A 4,420-nucleotide genomic window follows, 5' to 3' on the forward strand; every position below is an offset into this window, starting at 1 on the left:
GGGGGCCCGGCTACCTGATCGGCTTCTCCTTCGGTCCCTTCGGGGAGAGCAGGACCAGGCCGAGCAGGAGCAGGAGCCCCGCGGCCTCGGGCGAGTACGTGGGCGCGTCGGACACGACGGCCTCTTCCTCCACCATCAGGCTCGCGAGTGTCTCGGCCTCAAGCGTCGTGCTGCGTGACGTCGTTGACGTTCCGGTCCGGAACTGAGTAAGCATCAGAAGTGCCTCCTCGTCTGGATTTCACCGCCCGGTCGGACGATGCCCTCGTTCGACAGTACGAGCACCTCCGGTGACCTGCATCCGCAGCCCGCTGAGCTGGGGCATTGCCCTGGATGTGGGCCCTGTCGCGGCGAGTCGGTACGGTCGGGGGCATGACCACAGCCTTGATCACCGGCGCGACCGCCGGCATCGGAGCCGCCTTCGCCCGCCGGCTCGCCCGCAGCGGCTACCAGCTCGTGCTGGTGGCCCGGGACACCGAGCGCCTGGAGCGCGCAGCCGCCGACCTGCACGGCAGGTACGGCATCGAGGCGGAGGTGCTGACCGCCGACCTCGCGACGGACGAGGGCATCGGCGCCGTGGAGGCCCGGCTCGCCGACGCCGCCCGCCCGGTGGACCTCCTGGTCAACAACGCCGGCTTCGGCAACAAGGGCGCCTTCGGCACGGTTCCGCTCCAGGACGAGCTGGCCATGCTGAAGGTGCACATCGAGGCGATCCTGCGGTTGACCACGGCCGCCCTGCCCGGCATGCGGGAGCGCGGCCGCGGTGCGATCGTCAATGTCGCCTCGGTGGCGGCCTTCCTGCCGCGCGGCACGTACGGCGCGAGCAAGGCCTGGGTGGTGAGCTTCACCCAGGGCGTGCTGCGCGACCTCGGCGGTACGGGCGTGCGGATGATGGCGCTGTGCCCGGGCTTCACCCGGACCGAGTTCCACCAGCGGGCCGGGATGGGCACCGGCAACATCCCGTCCTGGTCCTGGCTCTCCGCCGAGCGGGTGGTGGACGAGGCGATGCGCGACCTGGCCCGCGGTCGGTCCGTGTCCGTGCCGGGCAAGCGGTACAAGGCCGCCGTGGCCATCGCGCGGGTGCTGCCCTCCGGCAAGCTCGGCGGGCTCTCCTCGAAGGCGGCGCGCACCTACCGGACCAACTGACGGCCGGGGCGGTCGGGCGGTCGGGCGCGGGTCCCGGGCGGCCGCCGGGCTCCGGGCGGTCGGCTGGCCGGGGCGGTCGGGCGCGGGTCCCGGCCGGTCGGCCGGTCCGCCGGTCCGCGGGTCGGCGGGTCGGCGGGTCGGCGGGAGCCGAGGAATAGAGCAACCCTCACTATTAGCTTGTCTAACTATGAGCTATCCTCGCTATGCTGACCCCAGTCCGACCGTCCGCCCGACCGTCCCACCCAGGGAGGCCCGTCCTTGAGGCCCACCGCCATCGACTGGACCCCGCCCGAGCGCGCCGAGGGCGAACCCCGCCCCTCGGCCGAGTGGCGCCGCATCCTCGCGCTCTTCCGCCCGTACCGGGGCCGCCTGACCGTCGTCGGGCTGCTGGTGGCCGCCTCCGCGGTGGTCTCGGTCGTCTCCCCGTTCCTGCTCAGGGCCGTCCTGGACATCGCCATCCCGCAGGGCCGCACCGGGCTGCTCAGCCTGCTCGCGCTCGGGATGATCCTGACCGCCGTGGTGAACAGCGTCTTCAACGTCCTCCAGACGCTGATCTCCACCACCGTCGGCCAGCGCGTGATGCACGACCTGCGCACCTCCGTCTACGGCCACCTCCAGCGGCAGTCGCTGGCCTTCTTCACCCGAACGCGCACCGGCGAGGTGCAGTCCCGGATCGCCAACGACATCGGCGGCATGCAGTCCACGGTGACCTCCACCGCGACCAGCCTGGTCTCCAACCTGACCGCGGTGGTCGCCTCCGTCGTCGCCATGGTCGCCCTCGACTGGCGGCTGACCGTCGTCTCGCTGCTGCTGCTCCCGCTGTTCGTCTGGATCAGCCGCCGGGTCGGCCGGGAGCGCAAGAAGATCACCACCGAGCGGCAGAAGCAGCTGGCCGCGATGAGCTCGGCGGTCCAGGAGTCGCTGTCGGTCAGCGGCATCCTGCTCGGCCGCACGATGGGCCGCTCCGGTTCGCTGGCCCGGGAGTTCACCGACCAGTCCGACCAGCTCGCGGACCTGGAGGTGCGGGCCAGCATGGCCGGGCGCTGGCGGATGAACACCATCATGATCGTGATGGCCGCGATGCCCGCGCTGATCTACTGGGCGGCCGGGCTGACCTCCGCCGCCGGCGCGCCGATCGTCTCGGTCGGCACCCTGGTCGCCTTCGTCACCCTCCAGCAGGGCCTCTTCCGCCCGACCGTCAGCCTGCTCTCCACCGGCGTGGACGTGCAGACCTCCCTGGCGCTCTTCCAGCGCATCTTCGAGTACCTCGACCTGCCGGTGGAGATCGACGAGCCGGCCGACCCGGTCACCCTGACGGGCATCCGCGGCGAGGTCCGCTTCAAGGACGTCGACTTCCGCTACGACCCGGAGCAGGAGCGCCCGACCCTGGCCGGCGTCGACCTCACCGTCCCGGCCGGGAGCTCACTGGCCGTGGTCGGCGAGACCGGCTCGGGCAAGAGCACCCTCAGCTACCTCGTGCCGCGGTTGTACGACGTCACCGGCGGCCAGGTCACCCTGGACGGCGTGGACGTACGCGAACTGTCCTTCGACACCCTGGCCGGAGCGGTCGGCGTGGTCTCCCAGGAGACCTACCTCTTCCACGCCTCGGTCGCCGAGAACCTGCGCTTCGCCAAGCCCGGCGCCGACGACGCGGAACTGGTCGAGGCCGCCCGGGCCGCGCAGATCCACGACACCATCGCCGCCCTCCCGGACGGCTACGACACCCTGGTCGGCGAGCGCGGCTACCGCTTCTCCGGCGGCGAGAAGCAGCGCCTCGCGCTCGCCCGGACGATCCTGCGCAACCCGCCGGTGCTGATCCTCGACGAGGCCACCAGCGCGCTCGACAACCGCACCGAGCGCGCCGTCCAGCAGGCCGTGGACACCCTGGCCGCCGGCCGCACCACGATCACCATCGCGCACCGGCTCTCCACCGTCCGCGCCGCCGACCAGATAGCCGTCCTGGACCGCGGCGAGGTGGTCGAACTCGGTACCCACGAGGAGTTGGTGGCGCTGGACGGCCGGTACGCGGCGCTGCTGCGCCGGGAGGTGCCGGAGGCCGCCGGGCAGCCCGAACCGGCCGTGCTCGGGCGCGTGTGACGAGCCGCGGCGCGGGTGCGAGCGTGGGCGTGCGCGCCGGTGACGGACCCGGCGGTCAGGCCGCCTTCGGCACCTCGTTGTAGCTCTCCGCGACCTCCTGGCCGGAGAGCCGCTGGATGGCCGCCATGACCTCGTCGGTCACCTGCCGACGGGCCTTCAGCGAACGGGCCTGCCCGTGCAGCTCGTCGAAGTGCAGCGGCTCGCCGAAGCGGACCGTCACCTTCTTCAACCGCGGGATCCGCTTGCCCACCGGCAGGATCTGCTCCGGACCCTCCAGCGCCACCGGCACGACCGGCACGCCCGCGGTCAGCGCGAGCCAGGCGACGCCCGTCTTGCCCCGGTAGAGCCGGCCGTCCAGCGAGCGGGTGCCCTCGGGGTAGATACCGAAGGCCTTGCCGTCCTCCAGGATCTCCAGCGCCGACTCCAGCGAGGCCTGAGCGGAACGGTAGGTGCCGCGCTCGACCGGCACGGCGCCGATGGCCTCGAAGAAGTCCTTGGAGAGCCGGCCCTTGAGTCCGGTGCCGGTGAAGTACTCGGCCTTCGCGAGGAAGTGGACCCGGCGCGGGGCGGTCAGCGGGATCACCACGCTGTCGATGAAGGACAGGTGGTTGCTGGCCAGGATCACCCCGCCCTTGCGCGGCACGTTCTCGATTCCCTCGATGGCCGGCCGCCAGATCCCCCGCGAGACCGGTTTCAGCACCAACTTGGTGACGAGGTCGAGCACGATTCCCTCCCTGGACGAACGACCGCCCGGGAGGAGCCCGGGCCTGCAATCAGATCCGCAGACTACGACACCCACCCCCGCGCACGTCCACTCCCGGCGACCGTGGCGCGCGCCACGGCCGGGTAGGGTACGGCCGTCCGAACCGAGCGACACCCGCAGTACCCAGGAGGGCACGATGGAGACCACCGAGGCGATCAAGGCCTTTTTCGACCGTTTCGACAAGGACGGCGACGGCAGGATCACCCCGGCCGAGTACGCCCTGGCCGCCAACGAGATGGGCGACCACGACGTCACCATCTCGATGGCCGAGGCGCTGATCCACAGCATGGACACCAACCACGACGGCGTCCTGACCTTCGAGGAGTTCCTGGCCGCCCGCCGGCGCTGAACCCGCGCCGACGGGGCCGGTCGCCGTACCGGCGGCACCGGCCCCGTCCGGAGGCCCCCGCTGTTCTC

Annotated in this window: 5 protein-coding genes; 3 read left to right on the plus strand and 2 right to left on the minus strand. The window is 71.9% G+C overall.

What is annotated here, in order from left to right; translation table 11 throughout:
- Window positions 1–10 precede the first annotated feature (10 nt).
- Window positions 11–214, minus strand: coding sequence for a hypothetical protein (locus ACIQOV_RS29215; protein ID WP_401053554.1), 204 nt, complete (start codon window positions 212–214; stop codon window positions 11–13).
- Between the two features lie 155 nt (window positions 215–369).
- Here ACIQOV_RS29215 and ACIQOV_RS29220 point away from each other — a divergent pair, with 155 nt between their 5' ends.
- A complete protein-coding gene (locus ACIQOV_RS29220) occupies window positions 370–1,143 on the plus strand; it encodes an SDR family NAD(P)-dependent oxidoreductase (RefSeq protein ID WP_401053556.1) in 774 nt (257 codons plus the stop codon).
- Window positions 1,144–1,401: 258 nt separating this feature from the next.
- The gene (locus tag ACIQOV_RS29225) at window positions 1,402–3,240 is read left to right on the plus strand and encodes an ABC transporter ATP-binding protein (protein WP_401053558.1); all 1,839 of its coding nucleotides are present in this window, start codon (window positions 1,402–1,404) and stop codon (window positions 3,238–3,240) included.
- A gap of 55 nt (window positions 3,241–3,295) precedes the next feature.
- Here the strand turns inward: ACIQOV_RS29225 and ACIQOV_RS29230 are convergent, their stop codons facing one another.
- Entirely contained in the window at window positions 3,296–3,964 is a 669-nt protein-coding gene (locus ACIQOV_RS29230; RefSeq protein WP_359898578.1) for a lysophospholipid acyltransferase family protein, read from the minus strand.
- 175 nt (window positions 3,965–4,139) lie between these two features.
- Between ACIQOV_RS29230 and ACIQOV_RS29235 the strand changes: the two genes are divergently transcribed.
- The gene (locus tag ACIQOV_RS29235; RefSeq protein WP_359898577.1) at window positions 4,140–4,352 is read left to right on the plus strand and encodes an EF-hand domain-containing protein; all 213 of its coding nucleotides are present in this window, start codon (window positions 4,140–4,142) and stop codon (window positions 4,350–4,352) included.
- The last annotated feature ends 68 nt before the right edge of the window (window positions 4,353–4,420 follow it).

Origin of the sequence: Kitasatospora sp. NPDC091257 (assembly GCF_044757675.1) — a bacterium.
In the GTDB taxonomy this organism is placed as follows: domain Bacteria; phylum Actinomycetota; class Actinomycetes; order Streptomycetales; family Streptomycetaceae; genus Kitasatospora; species Kitasatospora lactacystinica.

Bases quoted from the DNA above. Each gene is read 5' to 3' on its own strand.
- ACIQOV_RS29215 (WP_401053554.1), bottom strand. From the start codon at position 214: ATGCTTACTCAGTTCCGGACCGGAACGTCAACGACGTCACGCAGCACG.
- ACIQOV_RS29220 (WP_401053556.1), top strand. From the start codon at position 370: ATGACCACAGCCTTGATCACCGGCGCGACCGCCGGCATCGGAGCCGCC.
- ACIQOV_RS29235 (WP_359898577.1), top strand. From the start codon at position 4,140: ATGGAGACCACCGAGGCGATCAAGGCCTTTTTCGACCGTTTCGACAAG.